Genomic DNA, 24,152 nt, shown 5'->3' on the forward strand with positions numbered 1-24,152 from the left:
GCGATTTCATTATTTTCTTAAAGACAAGAAACAGGCTGCCAAATACACCAAACACTCACCCATTCCAGCGCCAAAAAAAGGGCAATTCATCAACCCCATCACAGCGGCAATGGTGGAGATGGTCCATAAAGCCTGTCTATGGTTTGTAAGCAAGGCTTGGGCGTCTTTGTACTGAGCAAACAACATGCCCAGAACCAGCATGCAGCCGACTGCGCCTGCCTCCACCAACCACAGAAAATACTGCTGATGAGGGTTTGAAGGTGCGTCTGCTTGCATTCCGCCCAACCGGTGGTAGCTCATACGCCAACTTCCAACACCATGGCCGATAAGAGGTTTTTCTTGGATAGCTAGCAATGACCGATGCCAATAATCCAAGCGTTGAGCCTGAGATGTTTCAATACTTCCCTTTTGATAGCTCAGAACATCATGAAACACTTTGGTGGTTTGAGCTTCAAATCTTGGCGACAAAACCATCATCAATGCACTCAGAACAAACGGCAATCCCATCACCAGCCAGCGCCAGCGCCTAGGCAACTGCCACCATACAGCCATCGAAATAAAAATCAGCATGACCACAAAGCCGCTGCGCCCCGTCATCACAAAAAAAATATTGAAAGCTGTTAGAAGCAATATGCATATAGGAATCCAGCGTAGTCGCCCTGTGGGCCAGTGCTCACGCATAAACCATAAGACCACGGCCAGAAGCGTCAGTAGCACGGGTTGCTCTAAGGTACTGCCATGCACAATTCCCAGCGAAGGTAATTCTTTCGCACTCGCCCAAGGCACGGGCCATCCTACAACCAGCGCCCATGAAGACAGCAGCATGAGGATCATGCCTGCGACAAACCATTTCAATGTCAATATGGCTTGGTCTGAGGTTCGAAGCAAATAAAACACTGCCAAAAACCACAAAATTCGGCTGTGCCTTCCCCAAGCAAGCACTGCATCAGCTGAACTCGCCTCTGTCCAAAAAAAACTCAGACTCATCCAGCCCATGGCCAACAAAATCCACCATGTCACCTTGGGCGATTGTCGCCATGAGGGGAAACTTCGGTGTCGACTGTCAAAAAATACTTGCCCAAATAATGCTATGAGCAAAAAAAGTTTGGCTATGGACACCATGGCCACGCCTAAACTCACCGATACAGCCAAAAATGACACGCAAAACACTGCAAAACTTTGCCACCGATGCTGCCAATGAAAACTACTTGTGTGCATGTAAATTCAATTAAAAAGTGAAGCCCGCCGATACGCCGGATTCTGTGCATATTGGTTTCCCAATACGTGACCGTCATTCCTCTGGGCCGAGGGTCACCCACCCGGCTCGGTGCTACCTACCCGCCAACTCAGCGAACCGCCTCAACGTTGGCCTACTTGGTATTGCTGCGCGTAGAGATTGCCCGTTTCACCCACCTTGTATGCGCGTGCCGCTGGCTTGCGCCTTCGGTGCTGCACCCAAGGTGACTCGTCTCTGTTGCTCTGATCCTCACCTCACGGTGGAGAGGTGTTACCTCCTACGCTGTCCTGTGCAGTCCGGACGTTCCTCCAGTGCGACATTTCTGTCCTTGCACCAGCGACGGCCTAGCGAGCTTCACCCATGGGATTATCCATCGGTCTATGATTCGAGTCAGGCACGCCCCGAGCGTGCAGTTTTTGAGAAGAAGTGAGGCGCAGTTATTTCGCAGAACCAAGCAGATTACAGACCCGATATTGATGGCTTAAGGGCCATCGCGGTGTTGATCGTTGTCATTTTTCACGCATTTCCCGACCACCTGAGTGGCGGCTTTGTCGGCGTGGATGTTTTTTTCGTCATCTCCGGCTACCTCATCACCGGACTGATACTGCGCGACTTGCGCGATCAACGCTTTAGTCTTCGTCATTTTTATGCAAGGCGTGTTCGGCGCATTTTCCCCGCTCTCTCGCTGGTCTTGGGTTTTGGCTTGGCGGTCGGTTGGGTTTGCCTGAACTTCATTGAATACAAACAACTGGCAAAGCACACTGGCAGCAGCGCCATCTTTCTCACCAACTTCATGCTACTGCGGGAGTCCGGCTATTTTGACAATGCAGCCGACACCAAACCCATGCTGCATTTATGGTCGCTGGCGATTGAAGAGCAGTTCTACTTGCTTTGGCCTTTGTTGCTTTTGTTATTCAAGCGAATACCTCGTTGGTCTTTGCACATGCTGATGGTGTTGATGCTGTCTTCCATTGGCTATAGCTTTTGGTTGGTCTTCAAAGGCGATTTGTCGCGTGATTTTTATTCCCCATTGAGTCGCAGTTGGGAGTTGTTACTGGGTGCGTCATTGGCCATTGCCTTGATGAACAACCCACGTTTGGCGAGGGCATGGCGCAATCCGGCTGGCTGGTGGGGATTGGCCTTGGTGTTGGGGTCGGCGTTCTTTTTCGATAAGGACATGGCCTTTCCTGGCTATTGGGCTCTCATTCCTGTCATTGGCGCTGCATTGGTATTGCTTGCTGGCATGAACAGCAGTCTCAACAGTTCCTGGTTGGCGTCGCGGCCCTTGGTTGCCATCGGTTTGATCAGCTATCCGCTGTATCTGTGGCATTGGCCTTTGCTTTCTTTTGCCCGCATTTTGGCAGCGCAAACCCCGTCGGTGGAAGTGCGTTTGGGTTTGGTGGCACTGAGCTTTCTACTGGCCTACCTGACCTATCGCTTTGTCGAGCGACCAATCCGCTTTGGTCAACGCTATCCGCGTGCTGTACTTTGGCTGAGCATATGGATGGTTGCAGTGCTTTTGATGTCACATGCCATCAACCGTTTCGATGGATTGAAATTTCGACACCACGGCATGCTCAATGCCGACCCTTCCACCTTGGTAGTGGGTGCCGAGCGTGGAACTTTAACGCCAGGTTGCACACTCCCAACAGACCAGGTGCATTTGCTGATGTGGTGCTTTCAAGACGGCAAGGTGCAGCCTCCTACCCATGTGCTTTTGGGTGATAGCAAGGGCGAGGCACTGATTTACAGCTTGATTCGATCTTCTCCACCCGAGGACAGCTGGGCCATGATGGGACCTGTCAGCTTGCTCTCTGCGCAGACCACCCCTGCCAACCGCGCCGCCTACGAAGCGATTGATGCCAATCCAAACTTAAAAGTAGTGGTTTTGGCCAATGCATTGAGAGGCATGTACCGCCTCGATGGGCAATCAGGCTTCATCGCCCAGCACACCACTTCCGAAGAGGTTGACAAAAATGTGTCCATGTATTCGCAGCGTATCAAACATTGGCAAGCTTCTGGCAAACGTGTGGTGTTTGTGATTGACAACCCAACATTGCCAGACCCCAACAGCTGCATCAGTGGCGGCTTGACGCGCTTTGACTTTTTCAACACCGTTTTACAGCGACAGCAAAATCCCTCATGTCAGCTGCGCTTTTCCGACCACCTCAAAGGAACAGCTGCCTACCAAGAGTTCATCACCAAACTTATGCATGACAACCCTGGTTTGCTGGTGTATGACCCCCTTCCTTTGCTGTGCGATCTACCCGCAGACAGTTGCACCATTGCCAAAGAGGGTAAATTTTTATACAGCTATGGCGACCATATTTCAGACCATGCAGGCATGTTGATGGCCAAAGATTTACTGCCGCTGATAAATGCCATGCGCCAATGATTCGCCTGTCTGAACTCAAGCTGCCACTCGATGGTGCTTTCGAACCGCCAGACGTGGCTTCTTCGCCTCCTCTTTACCCGCCCACTCTAGCGCCATTGATTGCAAAGACGCTGGGTATCTCAATGGATACCATTACAGATTGGAAAGTGTTCAAACGCAGTTTTGATGCGCGGCAAAAACTGCAGGTGGTCTATATCGTGGATGTGCAACTCCACGATAGCAAAAAAGAGCAACTGTTGCTGCTACAGCACGCACAGCACCCGCATATCCAAGCCACACCGGATATGCAATGGCACCCTCCGGTACATGCACCTGCAGACTGGGCAAGACTTGACGCAGTGCGACCTGTGGTGGTGGGTTTTGGACCCTGCGGCATATTTGCAGCACTGGTCTTGGCGCAAATGGGTTTAAAGCCCATCGTCATTGAACGCGGGCAAGCCGTTCGGCAGCGAACCCAAGATACCTGGGGTCTGTGGCGCAAATCTGTTTTGAAGCCTGAGAGCAATGTGCAGTTTGGCGAGGGTGGTGCAGGCACGTTTTCAGATGGCAAGCTCTACAGCCAAATCAAAGACCCACGGCACTTGGGTCGCAAAGTCATGAATGAATTGGTGCGGTTTGGTGCGCCAGAAGAAATTCTGTGGGCAGCGCATCCGCACATTGGCACCTTCAAGTTGGTCAAGGTGGTTGAAGGCTTGCGAGCAGAAATTATTCGCCTTGGTGGTGAGGTGCGGTTTGCACAACGTGTGACAGACATCCGTTACGACAACAAGCGCCAACTTCAAGCGCTGCAGATTTTGAAGCAAGACACGAACGAGACATACGAATTGACAGCGCACCATGCGGTGATGGCCTTGGGTCACAGTGCGAGAGACACCTTCACCATGCTGCACCGCCACCAAGTGGCAATGCAGGCCAAGGCGTTTTCTATCGGAGTTCGCATTGAGCATCCGCAAGGCGTGATTGACCGCGCACGCTGGGGTAAACATGCAGGCCACCCCATGCTGGGTGCCGCAGACTACAAACTGGTGCACCATGCCAGCAATGGGCGAGCCGTCTACAGTTTTTGCATGTGCCCTGGCGGCACGGTGGTGGCCGCCACCAGCGAGGCTGGTCGGGTGGTGACCAATGGCATGAGCCAATATTCACGCAACGAACGCAATGCCAATGCAGGCATTGTGGTGGGCATAGACCCCATCGATTACCCAAGTGACGCAGCCTCTTTCGAAGCAGCCCTAGGCCAAGAAATGGGCAATGCGGTTCGCTTGGACACCTTGGATACCGTAGACGGTTTTCACCCTTTGGCAGGCATGGTGTTACAAAGGCAATTGGAATCGGCGGCCTTTATTGCTGGAGGCAGCAACTACTTCGCACCTGCACAGTTGGTTGGCGACTTATTGGATGACGCTGCGTCCACCGCCTTGGGCAGTGTCGACCCCTCCTACAAACCTGGTGTACACATGACCCACCTGCGCCATGTACTACCCTCTTTTGCCATCGACGCGATGCGTGAAGCCTTGCCTGTCTTTGGGCGAAAGATCAAAGGTTTTGACATGGCGGACGCTGTTTTGACTGGCGTTGAAACCCGAACCTCATCGCCTTTGCGCATTGAGCGGGGCAAGGATCTGCAAAGCCCCAATATGCACGGCCTCTTTCCAGGTGGAGAAGGTGCTGGCTACGCCGGAGGCATTTTGTCGGCTGCGGTCGATGGCATCAAGTTAGGTGAAGCCGTGGCTTTGAAAGTATTGCAAAATCACCTACCGCATTAAGGAGTAGCGCATGAAAGCCCATAACATCCTAGAGACCATTGGACATACCCCACACATACGCATGAACCGCTTGTTTGGATCTGATGCACATGTGTGGATCAAGTCCGAGCGCAGCAACCCCGGCGGCTCTATCAAAGACCGCATTGCTTTGAGCATGGTGGAAGACGCCGAGAAAAGCGGCGTATTAAAGCCCGGTGGCACCATTATTGAACCCACCTCGGGCAACACGGGTGTGGGCTTGGCCATGGTGGCGGCTGTTAAAGGTTACAAACTGGTGTTGGTCATGCCTGACAGCATGTCGATTGAACGCCGTCGCCTGATGTTGGCTTATGGCGCAAGTTTCGATTTAACGCCGCGCGAAAAGGGCATGAAAGGCGCTATCGCCCGTGCCCAAGAGTTGGTAGACGCTACCCCAGGTGCATGGATGCCGCAGCAGTTTGAAAATGCCGCCAACATCGCAGTGCATGTTGGCACTACTGCTTTGGAAATTTTGGCTGACTTCCCTGAAGGCTTGGATGTACTCATCACCGGTGTGGGAACGGGTGGGCACATCACCGGTTGCGCACAAGTATTGAAAGCCACATGGCCGCAGTTGCAAGTGTTTGCGGTGGAGCCCAAGGCTTCGCCAGTCATTTCCGGTGGTGCGCCCTCGCCTCACCCGATTCAAGGCATTGGCGCAGGCTTTATTCCTAAAAATTTACATACCGATCTGCTAACTGGCGTGATTCAAGTCGACGCTGAAGATGCCCGTGAATATGGGCGACGCGCAGCTCGCGAAGAAGGCATGTTGGTAGGTATTTCATCGGGTGCCACTTTGGCAGCCATTGCACAAAAACTGCCCGAGCTTGCTGCAGGCGCAAAAGTGCTGGGCTTTAACTACGACACAGGCGAGCGCTATTTGTCTGTAGAAGGTTACCTTCCCGCGTGAAGGACTTTCGCGTTTTGGCGCTGATCGCGCCCATGACGCAACTCAACACTCCCTACCCGTCAAGCGCTTACTTGACGGGTTTTTTGCGATCTAGAGGGGTTGATGCACGGCAAGATGATTTGGCTTTGAAGCTGGTGCTGAAAATTTTCAGCACAGAGGGTCTTAAGCGTGTTCACGCCATTGCCCAAACGCAGGCAGAGCATGAACGCAGCGCCAGTGTGAACTTTTTTTTAGACCATGCACTGCGCTGCATAGACAGCATAGAACCCGTGATGGTTTTTTTGCAAGGCCTTGACCCCACCTTGGCGCACCGCATTGCAGCACGCGGCTTCGTACCTGAGGGTCCGCGCTTTGCAGCCTTGGACAGCGCCGAGGACGACACCCTGACATGGGCCTTTGGTGCTTTAGGGGTACAAGACCGCGCAAGGCACTTGGCCACACTTTTCTTGAATGACTTGGCCGATGTGCTGCGCGATGCGGTGGATGATAGGTTTGAGTTTGTACGCTACGGTGAATCGCTGGCCTCCAGTCAGGCCAGCTTTGACCCACTGGCCAAGGCGTTGGCTGCGCCTGAAACCTTTATAGACCAAGTGCTGCATGACTTGACGATTGAAACTTTTGACAAGCATCAGCCGCAGTTGGTCTTGCTGTCTGTGCCATTCCCTGGCACGGTGTATGGTGCTTTGCGAATAGCCCAAACCATCAAACAACATCATCCTGATGTGAAAATTGTTTTGGGTGGTGGCTATGCCAACACCGAACTGCGCTCATTAAATGAACCCCGTTTGTTTGACTTTGTGGACTACGTCACCTTGGATGCCGGTGAGCGCCCCCTTTTGGCTTTACTTGAACACTTGCAAGGCAAACGGTCTGCACAGCGATTGGTCCGCACCTTTTTGCGTGAACAGGCAGAGGTCGAGTACATCCACTGGGCTGAGCCAGATATTGCTTTCGATGATGTAGGCACACCCACTTGGGATGGTTTGCCTATGCAAAGTTATTTGTCCTTGCTCGACATGCTCAACCCCATGCATCGCTTGTGGAGCGATGGCAGGTGGAACAAGCTCACGGTGGCGCATGGTTGTTATTGGAAGAAGTGCAGTTTTTGCGATGTATCCCTGGACTACATCTCACGCTATGACGCTGCCACGGCACACACATTGGTAGACCGCATCGAGCGCATTGTGGGTGAAACCGGTCAAAGTGGTTTTCATTTGGTGGATGAGGCCGCACCGCCCAAAGCCTTGAAAGCCATGGCACAAGAACTTCTGCGCAGGCGTTTGAACATATCGTGGTGGGGCAATATCCGTTTCGAGAAAACCTTCACGCCTGATCTTGCCGAACTGCTGGCTGAGAGTGGCTGCATTGCCATGTCGGGCGGATTGGAAGTGGCCAGCGACCGCTTGCTCGCCTTGATGCAAAAAGGTGTGACAGTAGACCAAGTTGCCCGCGTGACGCATGGGTTTTCTCAGTCCGGAATTTTGGTTCACGCTTATTTGATGTATGGCTTTCCCACACAAACTGTGCAAGACACGGTGGACGCTTTGGAGTATGTGAGGCAACTGTTTCTTTATGGCTGTATTCAAAGTGGGTTTTTTCACCGCTTTGCCTGTACCGTGCATTCGCCTGTGGGAATGAAGCCGCAAGACTATGGCGTCACATTACTGCCTTTGCCTGAAGGTTTGTTTGCGCGAAACGATATTGGTTTTGTAGACCCTACTGGCACTGACCACGATGTGTTGGGCAAGGGCTTGAAGAAAGCCATCTACAACTATATGCACGGCATAGGTTTGGAAGAGGATGTGCGCCTATGGTTCGACTTACCCAAAGGCCAATGCCCTAAGCCTAGAGTGAAAAAAAACGCGATCGCCCAAGCTTTAGGCGAATCGCGCTGAAAAATAGTGACTTAGCTGTTTTGTAACGCAGCGATACGTTCTTCCAAGGGGGGGTGGGAAGAGAACATCTTGCCTAAGCCACCACTGATGCCCATGGCTTGCAAACTGGCTGGCAAACCCTCTGACTGCATATGCTGCAAGCGAGCCAAGGCATTGATCATGGGTTGCTTTCGCCCCATCAATTCGGCCGCACCCGCATCAGCACGGAACTCGCGTTGTCGGCTGAACCATGCCACGACGACGCTGGCGGCAATACCCAGCACAATGTCCAACACGATGCTGGTGATGTAGTAGCCCATGCCAGGGCCTGTGCTTTCTTCGTCGTTTTTTCGCAATGCACTGTCGACCGCGTAGCCAATGACACGGCTGAGGAAGACCACAAAGGTATTGAGCACACCTTGCACCAAGGTGAGCGTCACCATGTCGCCGTTTTGGATGTGCGCCACCTCGTGTGCCAGCACCGCCTCTACTTCTTCACGCGTCATGCCCTGCAGCAAACCGGTAGAAACAGCAACCAGCGCAGAGTTGCGAAACGCGCCTGTGGCAAAGGCATTAGGCTCGCCTTCGTAGATGGCAACCTCAGGCATTTCCAGACCAGCGCGTTGCGACAGGTTTTTCACGGTGTCGAGCAACCAAGCCTCGTCTGCGTTTTGCGGCTGATCAATAACCTGCGCACCTGTGCTCCATTTGGCCATGGGCTTGCTGATGAGCAGAGAAATAAATGCGCCGCCAAAGCCCATCACCATGGCAAAGCCCAGCAATGCGCTGAGGTTTAGCCCGTTGGCTGTCAGGAATTGGTTGACGCCCAGCAAGCTGGCCACAATGCCCAAGACCAGCATGACTGCCAAGTTGGTAACGATGAGAAGAATGACGCGTTTCATGTAATCCTTTGAACTGGCCAAGAAGTTAGCCCGAGTACGAAAATGGTAAGGGTAATTTTGTTTTTTTCAATACCCTTGTTTTTTTTGTGGGCGAAACACCTGTGTATCTTCATAAAAACCCAATACTTCATTGGGCGGCCACCAGCCCGGAACCCCTAAAACGGGTAAGGGTAAAAAGGGTTTGTGTTGCATTTCATGTGCATGAATTTGCTGTGACAACCAACTATCCAATGCAGCGTCACCTGCGGCCTGAATACCCAAGGGCACAGGTACACACAGCACATGCGCGGTAATGCCTTTGTACGGCTTGATCAATTTTTCTAACAACGCATGACCAAATAAGGTGAGTTGCACCTCTTCCCAAGATTGGCGGTGCGTCACAAACAATGCTTGCCAGTCTTGCGCTTGCAACGCTTGCCACAACACATTGGGCGCACACAGCAAAGCAGCGTTTTCATCAAACAAGGTGAGCGCATCACGCAAGGCGCCACGCTGTGCTGTCACCCCTTGTGTTTGTATGGCTTGGGCTTGCAAGCGGTTGAGGTGCTGCTTGGTTTGAGGGAAACGCAACCAACACAAGCCATTGAAAAAATCGTGGGTGTTGTTGCGGGTGGGTACGGTGTGCGTTCGGTAAATAAATGCTTCATAGGCTTCATCACTTGGCAGCATGGTTTGGGGCACAGCCATAAAGTCTGTTTGTTTAGCCGCCAAGCAGGCATGAAGAGCGTCAGGTTGCTGTTGCCATGCATGGAGCACATCTTCGCCTGTCAAATGCCACGGCGTGAACCACTCATAGCGTTTAAAGGCTTCAACCACCATTAGGGAATTAACCGCCACCCCACGGTCTCGCCTGCCCGCAATGGTTTAAGACTGGTTTGACCAAAAGGCAGGCTCTCAGGCAGAGTCCAGCTTTCCCGTCGCAAAGTCACTTGTGTGGTGTTGCGTGGCAGACCGTAAAAATCTGGGCCGTGAAAGCTGGCAAAGCCTTCAAGCTTGTCCAATGCGCCCACACTGTCAAACACCTCGACGTAAAGCTCTAGCGCGGTCAGGGCGGTGTAGCAGCCTGCACAGCCACTGGCGTGTTCTTTCAAATGCGTGGCGTGGGGTGCGCTGTCGGTGCCCAAAAAGAAGCTGTTGCTGCCCGAGGTTACCGCGTCCACCAAAGCTTGGCGGTGCACTTCGCGCTTTAGCACTGGCAAACAATAGTAATGCGGCCGTACACCACCCATGAAGAGCGCATTGCGGTTGTAGAGCAAATGGTGGGCAGTCACGGTGGCTGCGGTGAAGCGCCCTGCTTGCGCCACATATTGCGCAGCCTCACGGGTGGTGATGTGCTCGAACACAATTTTCAGCTCAGGGAAATCTCGTCGCAAAGGGATGAGGTGTTGCTCGATGAACACCGCTTCACGGTCGAAGAGGTCAATATTTGCGTCAGTCACCTCACCATGCACCAGCAAGGGCATGCCCACACGTTGCATAGCTTCCAAAGCAGGGTAGGTTTTGGCAAGAGAGGTGACCCCTGCATCGCTGTGGGTGGTTGCACCCGCGGGGTAAAGCTTCACAGCCACCACACCAGCAGCATGTGCCTGCGCAATTTCACGCGCAGGCGTGTTGTCGGTGAGGTAAAGCGTCATCAAGGGCTCAAACGTCGTGCCATCCGGCAAAGCTTGGATGATGCGTTCTCGGTAAGCCAGTGCGAGCGCGGTGGTGGTGACAGGCGGCTTGAGGTTGGGCATGACCACCGCGCGGGCAAACTGCAAAGCGGTATGTGCCAGCACGTGGGGCAAGACTTCGCCATCGCGCAGATGTACATGCCAATCGTCAGGGCGGACGAGAGTTAGGCTAGGGGTAAGGGTGTTGTGTGGCATGGCCTGATTGTCTTACAGCCACATCCATGAAAAAAACCCGCTGCCTTGTGAGCAGCGGGTTTTAAGTTCTTTGTCCTTTAACTGGCAACGAGGCCAGCGTGGGGATTAGAAAGCGTGTTGAATACCAAATGCTGTCATACCGATGGCTTGCAAACCACCGCTCAAACTTGTTTTGCCAGTGAAAGCGTAAACTTGAGTACGTTTTGACAAGCTGTGGAAAACAGCGTAACGGGTACCTTTTTCTTTGTAATCGGTACCAGCATCGTCTGTACTGTTGGCTGAACTGGAAACGATGCCCAATTTAGTATCAGCACTCAAAGGGATAGAAACACCAACGCTACTTCCAGAAGTTTTGGCAGTTGAGCCATTGACTTTGTCTTTGGTACCGCCCAAGATCACAGAAGCCAAACCGAGGTCATAAGAAGCAACATAAGCTGTGCTCTTGATCACGTCTGTACCTGCAACCAATGCAGTTGTAGGTACCAGATTTTGTGCAGTCCCAGCAGTTGTAAAGGTGTCACTAGAACCAGCAGTCAATTTTTGTGTGCCATAGGCAACTGTCAATGGACCTGAAGCATAAGTTGCGCTCATACCTGTGTTTTGACCAGCAGTAGAGGCTGCAGTCTCATTGCCTTGACCGCGTTGCAACTTAACGCTCAAACCTGACGTAATACTTGGCAATTCATAAGTAATAGAGCTAGAAGAGACACCAACAGACTTAGAAGCACCAACAACGCCAGCACCGTTGGATGAAACCAATGCGGTTGGGTCAGAAGCTAAAACGATAAAGAAGTTAGGTGTCCACTGGTTACCCAATTTGACAGAGCCAAAACCACCATCTAAACCCACATAGCTGCGGCGCATTACTGGAGCTGCAGCAGTAGTATCTATAGCGGCTTGCACATTGAATGCAAAACTAGCTTTCATACCGCCGCCAAGGTCATCACTTCCAGCAATAGTAAATTCAGACGTTCCATTGTTTTGAGCGCCAATGCCTTTTATTGTTGACTTAACGCCATCAGTAGTTGTCGATCCCATGTAATAAGCTTGATCGATCACACCAGAGATCGTGGCGTCAGCCATTGCGGCTGAAGCGAAAGCAAGAGCTGCGACTGCAACGAGGGTTTTTTTCATTTCAATTTTCTCCAAGGGTTAAACAAAGGACTCCGGTTCGTAGAAATGTTTGCACATTTACTGCCGGAACCCCGGGCCAACCTCCATTTTTAGGAAGCTGAAGATATTTGAGCAGAGGCGCTCGCCCGATGCAAAGGCTTTCCTACAAGTCATGGACATTACGTTGTCTTGTGACAACATGCATTGTAGGCTAATGGTGTTAATAAATTGCAAAATTAATTAAAACAATTTATATAACAAAAAATTTGAGATATTTAGAGGTATCCGACTTGATAAGTATTCAGCACTGTTGCAGTTGCAACCCCCGAACAGTTGCAGTTGCACCATCGACTTTAGTTTTCGCAAGTACCAAGTTAGCTGCAAAAAGCAAAACCCCCGCAGGTTTGTGGCCTGCGGGGGTTTTGGATGAAAGAAATTAAATTCTTAAATCAAACACAGATCAGAAGTTGATTTGTGTGCGGACAGAGAAGACGCGTTCTTTGTCGGTTGCGCCAGAGGGATAGGCTGTTCCGGTTGTTGTTGTATTGACATCAAGCAAAATAATGCTTTGACCAAACTTGGTTTCAGCATAGTTAAACATGATTTTTGCGTTGGGATTCAAAATCCAGTTCAAAGCATAGGTGTTGGTTTTCGCGGACTCAGCATTTTGAACGCGGCTATGCGGAAGCGAAGACGAAGCGTAAGAACCAGTTCCATAAACACTTACTTCACATTTAGAACCAGATATGCCAGTACAAGTCAGTGTGTTGTCAACGTCTGAAGAGTATTTGGATGATCTAAAACCGATTTGCCAAGCACCTGTTCCATTGCCCACCACACCGCCATAGTCGGTCATGAAGTTGGTTTTGGGTTTGACACCACCAAAAGTGCCGCCCTTGTATGCATCCGCCCAACTTTCACCTGTGATGTTATACATGACCTCAATGTACTGTGATTTAACCTGTACACCCATGGAAACTGCGCTGTCTGCAATAGTTGATGAGTTTAAGTCTTCGATGGTGCCGGAGGCGTTGTATTTGCTATTGAATGTTTCCATCTGAAACTTGAAGGGGCCACGAGCGCCAGCCAATTCAAGTCCACGCATTTTTTGGTTGATGGTAATAGCGTTGTTGGCTGATTGACCGTAATCTGTACCAGCATACAGTTTGTCGCCACCGATTTGAGCGCGGTAGACGTTATTCTGGCCGCGGTTTTCTGAACGTAAAGCAACAATGGTTGCACGAGTGGTTGTTGAAGCTGACTCTTGCGTATTGGTTGAATTGGTAGGCACAACTTGTGAATCGCCACCTGTGTATCCAGCGCCGATGTGCAACACGGTGTCTTTGATGTCGTTATATTGAGCTAAGTTGAATGTCAGGCGAGCAGCCTGTTTGGTGCCAATACTGTTTTGGTTTGTGAGTTCATTGAAGCCATCTTGGTAAAAAGACACGCCGTAGGTCAAACCTGTCATGGGTTCACCGTGCAGCATGGCACCCAAACGCTTGCCAGGGGCCATTTGGTTGCCATAGGAGCGTTCCATGAAGTCAATGTTGTTAGAACTGGTCAATTCTTCCAAGCTGAAAGGCTGCTTAAAGCGACCTGTTCGGACCTGCATGTTTTTGTTAAATCCGTAGTTGATAAACGCTGTGTCTATCCAATTGGTGGTGCCGCCTACGCCGTTACCTACGATTTCATAGGCAATGTCTTTGTTGATGGTGCCGACCACGCCAATGCGTGCACGACGAACTTCGAAGTTATCAGAGGCGGATTGGCTATCGCGGTCGGCTAGGGCATTGTATGAATTGTCGATAACACGAGCATCGAAATGCACACGGCCAGTGACTTTGGCTTCAACTTGGGCTAATGCGTAAGAACTTGCACCTAAGCATAAAATTGCGACTGCAGCGGACGTTTTGGTCCGTGCAGAAAATTTAACTTGTTTCATCTTTAAGACTCCAAAAAAGTAATTGATAGGGATTTGTCCCTGAGCTATTCTTGGTTTTGCATGTTTCATTTCCGTGACAACGTTGTATTCACCCCACCTTTGAATTTCAATTTTTGGTATTAAAGTTCTCATATGTCTATCACTGACCGCTTTATTTCATTGCTAGACCAAAGCCTGCGCACTGTTTTTGCACAGCACCATGCTGCGCGGCCAGACCCTGCGCACGGCATCAGCACCTTGACGCTGACCGACACTGAACGAAATGAATCCGGCGCATTGATGCGTGTCAACCATGTGGGCGAGGTGTGCGCCCAAGCGCTTTATGCAGCGCAAGCATTGGCCACACGCAACCCGCAACTGCGCGAACAGTTTGTGCATGCCAGCGCTGAAGAAACCGACCATTTGGCGTGGACCGAAGCACGCTTGGCAGACCTGGGTGCTCGCCACAGCTTGCTCAACCCACTTTGGTACGCGGGTGCGTTTGCCATTGGTTTTGTCGCTGGCAAGTTGGGCGGTGACGGCGTGAGTTTGGGCTTTGTGGTGGAAACCGAGCATCAGGTGGGCGCGCATTTGGGGGAGCACCTAGAGCGTTTGCCCGCCGCCGACTTGGCCTCCCGTGCGGTGGTGGCGCAAATGCAGGCCGATGAAGCGCAACACGCAGCTGATGCTCAAAAAGCCGGTGCCACTCCCTTACCCCAACCCCTGCGCGAGGCCATGCGCTTGGCCGCCAAGGTCATGACGACCGTGGCGCACCGGGTTTAAGGCTTTAAACCTCTATCAGCTCAAAGCCCGTGGTGATTTCGGCGGTTTTGCCCAGCATGATGCTGGCCGAGCAGTATTTGTCATGGCTCATTTTGATGGCACGCTCGACCACTTCGGGCGGTATGCCCTTGCCACGCACCGTGAAATGCATGTGGATGCGGGTGAACACCTTGGGATCGGTGTCCGCGCGTTCGCTGGTCAATTTGACGGTGCAGCCCTGAATGGCGTGACGTCCACGCTTCAAGATCAACACCACGTCGTAGGCGGTGCAGCCACCCGCACCTGCCAGCATCAACTCCATGGGCCTTGCCGCCAAGTTTTGGCCGCTTTGATCGGGTTTGGCGAGGTCAGGTGCCCCGTCCATGGCCACCATATGGCCGCTGCCGGTCTCGGCCACAAAACCCATTGCCGAGCGTGTGCCGCTCGCGCCTGTCCAACTGACTGTGCATTCCATGGTTTTTTCCTTCGTTTTAGCAATTGTCAGACAAAGATGAAGCCGAAGTGGCTTGCGTCAAGTTGTCAAACAAAGTAAATTATGGATAGCCATAATTTAACGCAGCCTGATTATGAAAAGTTACGCTATTTTTGAAGCCAAAAACCGTTTGTCCGAGCTGGTTGCAGCTGTACAAAACGGAGATGAAATCACCATCACTCGCCACGGTACCCCCGTAGCACGCTTGGTGGCCATGGACAGTGCAAACCCGCCTCTTGAGGGCCAAGCCCAAAGCGTTCAGGCTCAAATGCAGGTGTTGGCCGATTTGGGGCTGACCATTTCACCTGTGTTGGATGTGAAAGACGCGATTCAAACTGGGCGTGACTGATGGCCTTTGTGCTCGACAACTCTGTGGTGGTGGCGTGGTTTTTTCCCTCGCAAGCCACCCCCTACACCCATGTCATCGCCAAGCGTTTGGAAACCGAAAAAGCTTGGGTGCCAGCCTTGTGGCAACTTGAAATTGCCAACGTGCTGCGAACGGCCTGCTCGCGCCACCGTTTAGAGCACGCCAAAGCACGAGATATTTTTGACGCCTTAAACAAGCTTCCCGTCCAAGTAGACCAAAGCGATGGCCCCTCGGGCAGGCAGCTGTTTGAATTGGCCATGCGTTTTAAGCTCAGCAGCTATGACGCCGCCTACCTTGAGTTGGCCATGCGTTTGGGTATGGACTTGGCCACCCAAGACCAAGCCTTGCTAGACGCGGCTCAAGCTGCTCAGGTGTCACTGGCGATCTGAAGACAATTCAGAAAATATTGCAGCGCAGCAATTGTTAGGCTATATTGGAGCCTAGCTTTAAGCACTATTTGTCTCCTCCACCCTCTGAAAAGGTGGATTTACAGCCCCGCCCCGCAAGGAGCGGGGCTTTTTTTGAGTCCTCTGTCATCTGCGGGACAATGCAAGGTCTACCTTAGCCCTTGAAGTCATGCCCTCTCACACACCCAGTCACAGCCCTGCTACCTCAGGCAACGCCAAGCCCGCCAAGGCTCGCCGCCTCACCCCCGCGGACTATTTGAAAAAAATCCTCACCGCCAAGGTGTACGACGTGGCCCACGAATCTGCGCTGGACGCAGCGCCCATCCTGAGCAAACGCTTGCATAACCATGTGCTGCTTAAACGCGAAGACCAGCAACCGGTGTTCAGCTTTAAGTTACGCGGCGCCTACAACAAAATGGTGCAACTCAGCCCAGAGAAGCTTGCCATAGGCGTGGTGTGCGCATCTGCCGGCAACCATGCCCAAGGCGTAGCTTTGAGCGCCAAAAAGCTCGGTACCCGCGCGGTCATCGTCATGCCAGTTACCACGCCCCCTTTGAAAGTAGACGCGGTGAAAGCGCTAGGCGGCGAAGTGCTGCTGCACGGCGACAGTTACACAGACGCTTACGACCACGCGGTGAAACTCTGCGTAAAGCAAGGCTTGACCTTTATTCACCCATTTGACGACCCCGAAGTGATTGCTGGCCAGGGCACCATTGCCATGGAGTTGCTGCGCCAACACCAAGGTCCTTTAGACGCCGTGTTTGTCGCCATTGGTGGTGGTGGCTTGATTTCGGGCGTGGCCAATTACATCAAAGCGGTGCGCCCCGAGGTGAAGGTGATTGGCGTGCAAATGGACGACTCCAGCGCCATGCTGCAGTCGGTGACAGCGGGTAAGCGCGTTACCTTGAGCGATGTGGGCTTGTTCGCGGATGGCACGGCGGTGAAGTTGGTCGGCGAGGAAACCTTTCGTGTGGCGCGGCATTTGGTTGACGACTATGTCACGGTGGACACAGATGCCGTGTGCGCCGCCATCAAAGACGTTTTTGTGGATACGCGCAGCATTGTCGAACCCTCTGGCGCGATGGCGGTAGCGGCCATCAAAAAATACGTGGCACAACATAAAACGCGTGGCCAAACCTATGCCGCCATTCTGTGTGGCGCCAACATGAATTTCGACCGCCTGCGGTTTGTGGCTGAACGCGCCGAGGTGGGCGAAGAACGTGAGGCGCTGTTGGCCGTCACCATCCCAGAAGAACGCGGCAGCTTCAAGCGGTTTTGCGCTTTGCTGGGCGACTTACCCGCGTTTGGCGGCAGCAAGTCACCCCGCTCGGTGACAGAGTTCAATTACCGCATCAGCGACGCAAGCCAAGCCCATGTGTTTGTCGGTGTAACCACCAGCAGCATGGGGGAGAGCATAAAGATCGCAGCGCATTTAAGCCGCCATGGTTTTCAAGCCTTGGATTTGACGCACGACGATTTGGCCAAAGAGCATATTCGCCACATGGTGGGCGGGCGCTCAGCCTTGGCACAAGACGAACGATTGTTGCGCTTTGTGTTCCCCGAGCGACCTGGTGCTTTGATGAAGTTTTTGTCCGCCATGAGACCCGGTTGGAACATCAGCCTGTTCCACTACCGCAACCAAGGCGCAGACTACGGTCGAATTTTGGTGGGACTGCAAGTGCCCGCGAAAGACCAAGCCAGCTTCGAGAAGTTTCTCAACGGCTTGGGCTACCCGTATGTGGATGAGACTGCCAATCCTGTGTACAAGCTGTTTTTGCAACAGTAAACGCTACGACCTGCGCTTGCTGTGCAGCAGTTGTATGTTCATCTCGGCAGACAAGGTGGAAGCGTAAAACTTCTCGATCATCTCCACCGAGGTGCGAGCATTACGGGCAAGGGTGAGCAAATCGATATTGCCACCAAAGATCAGCCTGAAGGTAATGGCGGTATGGCGCAAGCTGTAAAAACTGCGATCAGCGCCGTGTGGGCCTTCTTTCAAGCCCAATGAATTCATGATCCAGTTGAACAACCAGCCGATGGTGTTCAAAGCACGCAGACGGTTTTTTTCTTCGGGGAAAAACACATAGTCTTCAGGGCCGCCAAAGCCCAAAGCGGTATGGTGTTTCAAGACGGTTTTGTACACATTCACCGCTTGGGGCAAGCTGACAGTGGGTGCTTTGTGGCGTTTGATTTCAGGCGGCGTTAAGCGCAAATAGTTGAACTTTCCCGAGATGATTTCAATGTGTTTGTTCTTCAGTTGACGAATATCGCCTGGGCGCAAAAACGTATACACCATGAAGCGCAAAAGCCAGTTCATCTCGAGGGGCATACTGCGGTACATGGGTTTGATGTGAAAGCGGGTATCGGGCTTGTCCCACACGTACACATGGTGACGAAGCACTTTGGCTTGGCGCAGGATGGCCGCGTACTCAGTGACGGTGAATGCGCCGCGCGGCTTTTGTGTGACCTTCATTTTGGGAAACAAGGGCATTTGCGCGATGACGTCTTTTTCCACCAAATAGCGCAGCACTTTGCGCAACTGTGCGATGTAACCCACGATGGTGGGCGTGGAGAGTTCTTTGTCAGACAAAAAGTCGATGAACTGCTGAATGCTTGAGGTGTTTATCTGGCGTAAATCGGTGTTGAAAAAAAACTCAGCGATGTTGGTTTCTAGCCTCACTTTGGTCATGCGGTAGGTGCCTTCGGTCACTTCATTGCGCGAAACCTTGTGTTTTTCCTGCGCCAAGATGATGGAAATCACCTCTTGAATGCCTACAAAGCTTTGCTCGTGCAATGCAGTTCTTTTGAATTCTTTTTCACTGACGTTTTGAGAGAAAGAAGCGGTATTTAGCATGAATAAGGGTCGCGCTAATGATGCTTGCGCATGCATCAAAAAATCGGGTAGCCATTGGCATACAGAGGCGGACAAGTTTGTGTCACTAACGGGGTGCGAGGTGCTTGCATACTTAACTGAATAGTTCACTTTTTCGGACTGCATGGTGTTTTTCTCTTTGATACAAAAAATAGTGTTCGGTCAAGAAATAGTAACAGTAATGAATCAAAAAAGGTAAACAACCCTCGTTGCAGTAGCATCTTTGTTGTATTTAGGCAGCTCTTTTGCCGATGCAACCCTGTACGGAAACATTGATCAGACCTATCAAAGCACCAAAACCACCATAGGTGGAACTGTTTCCAACCAACAAACCAGCATCGGCTCCTACCAAATGGGCGATAGCTTTTTGGGCGTCAAGGGCGAAGAAGATTTGGGCGGCGACCTGAAAGCCTCCTACCTGTATGAATTTGGCTTAAAAACCGAAGCTAGTGCGACACCCACCAACCGTCAGTCTTATGTTGGTTTGAGCGGTGGTTTTGGCGCTGTGCGCGTTGGCAAGCAGTATTCCAAGGCCTTCATGAACACCCAAGCCGCCGACCCAGGTGGTGCAACAGGCGGCAGAGGAGCTTTGTATCTGTACTCCTTGGTTGGCTATGACATAACCTCAGACCAGCCACTGCGCCAAGACCGAGGCTTCCAATACGATTTGCCCAGCTTCATGCCTGGTTTAAACCTCGGCTTTACCAAAACATTCGGCAACGCTAACACTGCGGCTACCAACACCATTTCTTCCACTGAAACCAATGGCGTGAAAGTGGGCGATGGTCAAGGTTTCAATGCTTCTTACTCTGCTGGCGGTCTGTATGTCGGCTTAACCAGCGACACGGCTAAGGGTGAAGACATTATCAATACCACCGTCGGAGGCGCTTCAATTGGCTATGACGCCGCTACTACAGACACCAATAAACTCACCACGTTTGCCTTGAGCTACAACTTGGGCATGGCTAAGCCTTCCTACATGACCACCAAAATGAGCGCAGGCACCGCCACCTTGAAAACAGACATGTTTGCTTTGAATGTTCCTCTGGGTGCTGCCACTTTGTTCATCTCCACATCCACAGGCAAACTTGATGTTGCCTCGGCATCTGGTGACCTGAAGATGAAAGGCATGCAATACGGTGTGAACTACGCATTGAGCAAACGCACCGTGGCTTACTGGCACGCTGGCAACGATACAGTTACTTTCAGCTCGTCAGGCACAGCTGCCAAAACCACCGGTTTCGGTATCGGCGTTCACCACAGCTTCTAAACCCCAAGCTGGCAACCCGTCAGCTTGAATTTAGAAACCTTTTAAAACCCGCGGCCCACAAGGCAGCGGGTTTTTTCATTGGTACAGCTTCAATGAATAAGCGTTTTTCATTTTGGCCAAGGCCCTGTCGGCCAACTTGTTTTGGACTCGGGTGATCTCCAAGGGCTTGATATCGCCGATTTGCGTGATGCCCGTTAACTTGCCATTGTTGGCCGCTATGAATTCGATGCCTTTAGAGATATTGGCGCTGGTGTCCTTGATGTTCAGGTAAAACTCTGTGTCGTATTTTTGAAAGATTGCTGCCAATTTTTGGCTTTGGTCCACATTGGCCGTGATGGTGGCGCCTTTGATCGACTCTATCCCCGCCAACAAACCCCTGTCCTCCAGCGCCTTGATCGCCATGTAGTTGTTTGATAAGGACTTAGAACTGTCGGCAACACCGGGGTTGGTGGCAATTTCAAACCGCCCATTGATGGACTTTCCCCACAGCTTGCTGTCATACGGATCGATTTTTTGCAGGGTGCCAACCGGGGTGGGGGCAATGATGAGGGTTTTGATGTTGTCATTGAGTTTGCGCAATGCTGTCAAGCTGCCATTGAGCGCGTCAAAACTGTCGCTGATAACCAAGGCATAGGTAGGCGTTTTCATCAGCACATCGGTGAAATTTTTGGCTTGCTCAGCGGTCACCGTCAGCTTGTCTTCGGGGGTGGTCGAGACGATGGACTTGATCTGGGGTGCCACCTTGGCAAGATTGGCGAAATTGGCCTTGATATTGGCCGTTGTATCGGCGATGGCAATGGTCAACTTGCGGTTGTTTTTCAAGGCCGCTTGAGCCTGCGCCACGGTCATGGGCGTGGGTGGGGGTGCAACCCTTACAACGGAGGAACTGCTGACGGCACTGACTGGCATACACACCCCTTTTTTCAATTGGCAACGGCAAGAACTTGCCATTTCCAAAGCACTTTGATGAATTAAGCAGTAAGCATGCCATGCACAAGTGGCGCAGGCCTGTGTTTTATCATCTCTTACGCAACCGTTACACTTGTTTATAAGCCCCAGATAAGCTTCGAATGGGCGCATTTATTACTTTTTCCCTAAGGGACTCTATACCGTGGCAAGCACTTTGGACGGCAAACTGGTGGTGGCGATTTCTTCTCGTGCCTTGTTCGACTTCGAGGAAGAGAACCTTGTTTTCGAGCAAAGCGACGACCGCGCCTACATGGACTTACAGTTGCAGCGCTTGGAGACACCTGCCAAACCAGGCGTGGCGTTTTCGCTGGTGAAAAAACTCTTGAGCTTCAACCAAGCGGATACCTCACGGGTCGAGGTGGTGATTTTGTCGCGCAACGATCCAGTCAGCGGCATGCGGGTGTTTCGTTCGGCGCAGCACTACGGCTTAGATATTCAGCGTGGTAGTTTCACCCGTGGCCAGCCGCCATGGCGCTATTTGAAGCCTCTTAACGCCAATTTGTTTTTGTCCACCCACTTGAGCGATGTGCGGGCAGCCCTTGACGCTGGTGTGCCTGCCGCGCAGGTCTACCCGCATTCGGCTCATGCCTCACAGGCGCACCCTCACGAGGTACGCATCGCCTTTGACGGCGACGCGGTTTTGTTCAGCGACGAGGCCGAGCGGGTGTTTCAGTCACAGGGCTTGAACGCCTTTCAGCAGCACGAGAAGGACAAAGCTTGGCAACCCCTGTCTGCTGGGCCTTTCAAGCCACTGCTGGCGGCTTTGCACCGCTTGCAAACCGAGGGCACTCCGCACATGGGTATTCGCACCGCACTGGTGACAGCGCGCAGTGCGCCAGCCCACGAACGTGCCATTCGCACATTGATGCAATGGAACATTCAAGTGGATGAAGCCATGTTTTTGGGGGGCTTGGCCAAGGGTGAGTTTTTACGGGAGTTTGAGCCCGATTTTTTCTTTGACGACCAAACCGGTCACATTGAATCCGCTGCGCAACACGTTCCCGCTGGACATGTGGCCAGCGGAGTGCAAAATATGCACCCTGTTAATGAAAAAGAGTAAATGAGCTTGTTCACCCCTGTGCGCCTGCTGTGGCGCAAAATTCGCACCCACTTAGGCCATGTTTGGCAGTTGTCGCTGCCGTATTTCCGTTCAGAAGAGCGCTGGCGAGCCAGATTTTTGCTGCTGGCCTGTATCGGCCTGAACTTAGGCATGGTCTATGTGCTGGTCTTGCTCAACGACTGGAACCGCGTTTTTTACGATGCATTGCAAAACCGCGATGCCGAGGTGTTTTGGCGTCAGTTGCAAGTGTTTGGCATGTTGGCCACGGCTTTTATCGTGGTGGCTGTGTACCGCTTTTACCTGACGCAGTTGCTGGAAATTCGCTGGCGTGCATGGATGACGCGCGACTTTATCCGTCGCTGGAGCACGCAAAATATTTTTTACCAGTTGGAGTTGAGCCAATTTGCAACGCTTGGCGAAAACAGCTCACGAGCCGACAACCCCGATCAACGTATCCAAGAAGACATTCAACTCTTCACCTCCGACACCGTGGGCTTGAGTTTGGGCTTGCTCGATGCCTTGGTTACCTTGGGCAGCTTTGTCGGCATTTTGTGGGCGCTGTCTGGGAGCTTTGATTTTCATTACCAAGACTATGTCTTCACCATCCCTGGCTTTATGGTTTGGATGGCCTTGATTTACGCCATGAGCGGAAGCTTGATTGGCCACTTTTTGGGCCGCTCAATGTCGCCGCTGAACTATGCCCAACAACGCTTGGAAGCCAATTTCCGACACCACCTGATGCGTGTGCGCGAATACAGCGAGGCCATCGCTTTAGACAAGGGAGCAGACTTTGAGCGTGCCTCTTTGCAAAAGCGCTTTACCAGCGTGGTGGAGAATTTTTTACAACTGCTGAAAGTCCAAAAGCGCTTCACCTGGTTCAGCTCGGCTTATGGGCAAGCGGCTGTGGTCTTTCCCATGTTGGTAGCGGCACCGCGCTACTTCAGCGGCGCTATTCAGCTGGGCGAGTTGATGCAAATTTCATCCGCCTTTGGTCAGGTACAAGAGTCGCTCAGTTGGCTGGTGAGCAACTACCCGCGCTTGGCCTCATGGACTGCCACCACCCAACGTTTGCATGGGTTTTTAGAGCAAATGGAGACGCTCAGATCCATCTCCTATGCAGTGGTGCAAGCGCCTACCGATGGACGCGAAGCGCCTACGACGCTTAAAACAGCGGCATTGACCATCAACTTGCCCGATCGCACGGTTTTGCTCGACGATGTGGTTTTAGAGGTTCGCCCAGGCGATTCGGTGCTGATACGCGGCCCGTCTGGCAGCGGCAAATCCACCTTGTTGCGGGTGTTGGCGGGTATTTGGCCTTATGTGCGAGGTTGGGACGCTCAGCGACAGCCCTTGTCGCTTTATGAATCAGTGGCTTTGCCAGCTCACTGTATGTTCGTGCCGCAGCGCCCCTATTTCCCCGAGGGTCGTTTGCGCGACGCTTTGTGCTACCCCGGAGAAATTGACGCCTACACGGATGTCGATTTGCAACAAGCCCTGATGATGGCGGTGTTGCCGCAGTTCATCACGCAGCTAGACAAGGTTGGCCAATGGAGCCAGCAACTCTCTGGCGGTGAAGCCCAGCGTTTGGCCATGGCAAGGGTGTTTTTAAAGCAGCCTCACTGGGTGTTTGCAGACGAAGCCACCAGCGCCTTGGACGAAGCCACTGAAAAAGTGATTTACGAGCGCTTATTGGCCATGGTCAAGTCCAAAGGCGGGGCTTTGGTATCGGTGGCTCACCGCCCCAGTGTGGCGGCCTACCACCAACGCTTATGGCAGTTGGTCAATGCCTCCGAGGGCAGCACCAAGAGCTATGTGATGCAGGTCAGCCACTAAGAGCCCTTTTACGGTCTTTGCCAAGAAGCTAAAGAAAGTTTTTGTTATTCCGATCTTGTGTGGGTAGAGGAACTGTTTTAGACCGTCCTCGCCTCCAGTCCCGGTTTTAGGG

The 24,152-nt window shown here is 52.2% G+C and carries 20 protein-coding genes and 1 other RNA gene; 11 read left to right on the top strand and 10 right to left on the bottom strand.

From position 1 onward, the window contains the following. Positions 1–9 precede the first annotated feature (9 nt). Together AC9UEO_RS03355 and rnpB are read right to left on the bottom strand one after the other, a co-directional pair. Positions 10–1,161 (bottom strand): O-antigen ligase family protein, encoded by a 1,152-nt coding sequence (locus AC9UEO_RS03355; protein ID WP_509529846.1) that lies wholly within the window; start codon positions 1,159–1,161, stop codon positions 10–12. Positions 1,162–1,233: 72 nt separating this feature from the next. Then, an RNA gene (rnpB, locus tag AC9UEO_RS03360) (RNase P RNA component class A) lies at positions 1,234–1,593 on the bottom strand. A gap of 116 nt (positions 1,594–1,709) precedes the next feature. Here rnpB and AC9UEO_RS03365 point away from each other — a divergent pair. Genes AC9UEO_RS03365 through AC9UEO_RS03380 form a run of 4 tightly spaced genes read left to right on the top strand, consistent with a single transcriptional unit; the run spans position 1,710 to position 8,221 of the window. Beyond that, on the top strand, positions 1,710–3,632 hold the full coding sequence (locus AC9UEO_RS03365) for an acyltransferase family protein (RefSeq protein WP_509530193.1): 1,923 nt from the start codon (positions 1,710–1,712) through the stop codon (positions 3,630–3,632). Beyond that, a complete protein-coding gene (locus AC9UEO_RS03370) occupies positions 3,629–5,398 on the top strand; it encodes an NAD(P)/FAD-dependent oxidoreductase (RefSeq protein WP_509529848.1) in 1,770 nt (589 codons plus the stop codon). The genes AC9UEO_RS03365 and AC9UEO_RS03370 overlap by 4 nt, the downstream gene beginning before the upstream one ends. A 10-nt stretch (positions 5,399–5,408) precedes the next feature. Further along, on the top strand, positions 5,409–6,326 hold the full coding sequence (gene cysK, locus AC9UEO_RS03375) for a cysteine synthase A (RefSeq protein WP_509529850.1): 918 nt from the start codon (positions 5,409–5,411) through the stop codon (positions 6,324–6,326). Between the two features lie 32 nt (positions 6,327–6,358). After that, complete coding sequence (locus AC9UEO_RS03380; protein ID WP_509530195.1) at positions 6,359–8,221, top strand: B12-binding domain-containing radical SAM protein; 1,863 nt, start codon at positions 6,359–6,361, stop codon at positions 8,219–8,221. 11 nt (positions 8,222–8,232) lie between these two features. On the opposite strand, the gene htpX is transcribed toward AC9UEO_RS03380, so the two are convergent. The 5 genes from htpX to AC9UEO_RS03405 form a co-directional block, all read right to left on the bottom strand. Next, the gene (gene htpX, locus AC9UEO_RS03385) at positions 8,233–9,102 is read right to left on the bottom strand and encodes a protease HtpX (RefSeq protein ID WP_509529852.1); all 870 of its coding nucleotides are present in this window, start codon (positions 9,100–9,102) and stop codon (positions 8,233–8,235) included. 66 nt (positions 9,103–9,168) lie between these two features. After that, positions 9,169–9,921 (bottom strand): DUF3025 domain-containing protein, encoded by a 753-nt coding sequence (locus tag AC9UEO_RS03390; protein WP_509529854.1) that lies wholly within the window; start codon positions 9,919–9,921, stop codon positions 9,169–9,171. Further along, positions 9,921–10,970, bottom strand: coding sequence for a dihydroorotase (pyrC, locus tag AC9UEO_RS03395; protein WP_509529857.1), 1,050 nt, complete (start codon positions 10,968–10,970; stop codon positions 9,921–9,923). The genes AC9UEO_RS03390 and pyrC overlap by 1 nt, the downstream gene beginning before the upstream one ends. A 105-nt stretch (positions 10,971–11,075) precedes the next feature. Continuing rightward, positions 11,076–12,104 (bottom strand): porin, encoded by a 1,029-nt coding sequence (locus AC9UEO_RS03400; RefSeq protein WP_509529859.1) that lies wholly within the window; start codon positions 12,102–12,104, stop codon positions 11,076–11,078. 439 nt (positions 12,105–12,543) lie between these two features. Then, positions 12,544–14,028: an OprO/OprP family phosphate-selective porin gene (locus tag AC9UEO_RS03405; RefSeq protein ID WP_509529862.1), complete on the bottom strand. Its 1,485-nt coding sequence runs from the start codon at positions 14,026–14,028 to the stop codon at positions 12,544–12,546. 132 nt (positions 14,029–14,160) lie between these two features. Here AC9UEO_RS03405 and coq7 point away from each other — a divergent pair, with 132 nt between their 5' ends. Further along, positions 14,161–14,790: a 2-polyprenyl-3-methyl-6-methoxy-1,4-benzoquinone monooxygenase gene (coq7, locus tag AC9UEO_RS03410; protein ID WP_509529864.1), complete on the top strand. Its 630-nt coding sequence runs from the start codon at positions 14,161–14,163 to the stop codon at positions 14,788–14,790. A 4-nt stretch (positions 14,791–14,794) separates the two neighbouring features. On the opposite strand, the gene AC9UEO_RS03415 is transcribed toward coq7, so the two are convergent. Beyond that, positions 14,795–15,244, bottom strand: coding sequence for an OsmC family protein (locus AC9UEO_RS03415; RefSeq protein WP_509529866.1), 450 nt, complete (start codon positions 15,242–15,244; stop codon positions 14,795–14,797). Positions 15,245–15,356: 112 nt separating this feature from the next. Between AC9UEO_RS03415 and AC9UEO_RS03420 the strand changes: the two genes are divergently transcribed. From AC9UEO_RS03420 to ilvA, 3 genes are all read left to right on the top strand, one after another. Beyond that, positions 15,357–15,611, top strand: coding sequence for a type II toxin-antitoxin system Phd/YefM family antitoxin (locus tag AC9UEO_RS03420; RefSeq protein WP_509529869.1), 255 nt, complete (start codon positions 15,357–15,359; stop codon positions 15,609–15,611). Next, positions 15,611–16,018: a type II toxin-antitoxin system VapC family toxin gene (locus tag AC9UEO_RS03425; RefSeq protein ID WP_509529871.1), complete on the top strand. Its 408-nt coding sequence runs from the start codon at positions 15,611–15,613 to the stop codon at positions 16,016–16,018. The genes AC9UEO_RS03420 and AC9UEO_RS03425 overlap by 1 nt, the downstream gene beginning before the upstream one ends. Positions 16,019–16,205: 187 nt before the next feature. Next, positions 16,206–17,822, top strand: a complete 1,617-nt coding sequence (gene ilvA / locus AC9UEO_RS03430) for a threonine ammonia-lyase, biosynthetic (RefSeq protein ID WP_509529873.1) — start codon at positions 16,206–16,208, stop codon at positions 17,820–17,822. A gap of 3 nt (positions 17,823–17,825) precedes the next feature. On the opposite strand, the gene AC9UEO_RS03435 is transcribed toward ilvA, so the two are convergent. Beyond that, positions 17,826–18,965: a tyrosine-type recombinase/integrase gene (locus AC9UEO_RS03435; RefSeq protein WP_509529875.1), complete on the bottom strand. Its 1,140-nt coding sequence runs from the start codon at positions 18,963–18,965 to the stop codon at positions 17,826–17,828. 166 nt (positions 18,966–19,131) lie between these two features. Here AC9UEO_RS03435 and AC9UEO_RS03440 point away from each other — a divergent pair, with 166 nt between their 5' ends. Then, entirely contained in the window at positions 19,132–20,178 is a 1,047-nt protein-coding gene (locus AC9UEO_RS03440) for a porin (protein ID WP_509529877.1), read from the top strand. Between the two features lie 75 nt (positions 20,179–20,253). On the opposite strand, the gene AC9UEO_RS03445 is transcribed toward AC9UEO_RS03440, so the two are convergent. Beyond that, entirely contained in the window at positions 20,254–21,087 is an 834-nt protein-coding gene (locus AC9UEO_RS03445; protein WP_509529879.1) for a hypothetical protein, read from the bottom strand. A gap of 202 nt (positions 21,088–21,289) precedes the next feature. Here AC9UEO_RS03445 and AC9UEO_RS03450 point away from each other — a divergent pair, with 202 nt between their 5' ends. Both AC9UEO_RS03450 and AC9UEO_RS03455 read left to right on the top strand, forming a co-directional pair. Then, positions 21,290–22,207 carry a 5'-nucleotidase gene (locus AC9UEO_RS03450; RefSeq protein WP_509529882.1) on the top strand — a complete coding sequence of 306 codons (918 nt, stop codon included), beginning with the start codon at positions 21,290–21,292 and terminating at the stop codon, positions 22,205–22,207. After that, the gene (locus AC9UEO_RS03455) at positions 22,208–24,040 is read left to right on the top strand and encodes an ABC transporter ATP-binding protein/permease (protein ID WP_509529885.1); all 1,833 of its coding nucleotides are present in this window, start codon (positions 22,208–22,210) and stop codon (positions 24,038–24,040) included. The last annotated feature ends 112 nt before the right edge of the window (positions 24,041–24,152 follow it).

The sequence above is a fragment of the Limnohabitans sp. genome (assembly GCF_040401495.1).
Classification (GTDB): Bacteria; Pseudomonadota; Gammaproteobacteria; order Burkholderiales; family Burkholderiaceae_C; genus Limnohabitans.